We start from the raw sequence: 330 nt of genomic DNA, 5'->3' as shown, positions 1-330 counted from the left end.
TTTACTTTTAACGTCCAAAAAAGAAAAAAGATTATCGCGTTACCTGATTCTTTAGAACCTTATCAAACCATCCGTGATTGGAAACGTGAAAATAATTTATTTACTTTTCCGCCGTTAATCGAAGAAGATGAATACGAAGAAGAAATTAAAGAAGCTGAAACTTATTTTGAAGTCACTTCTCCTTCCTATAAAAAATTTAATATTCCTTTTAAAGTTAAAATCGTTTCCCATCTTTTCGAAACCGATAATAACATTTATTTAATTTTTTGTAACGATTATTCTGTAAAAATTAAATTAGTTGAAGAATACAAAACTAATTATATAAATTGG

The 330-nt window shown here is 26.4% G+C and carries 1 pseudogene; it reads left to right on the top strand.

Going from position 1 to position 330, the window contains the following annotated elements:
• Window positions 1–330, top strand: a pseudogene (locus RI68_RS03355) (hypothetical protein); the annotation flags it as partial.

The sequence above is a fragment of the Vaccinium witches'-broom phytoplasma str. VAC genome (assembly GCF_000309405.1).
Lineage (GTDB): Bacteria > Bacillota_I > Bacilli_A > Acholeplasmatales > Acholeplasmataceae > Phytoplasma.
Note: the sequence above shows the minus strand (reverse complement) of the source record. Positions and strands in the feature narration are given on the sequence as shown.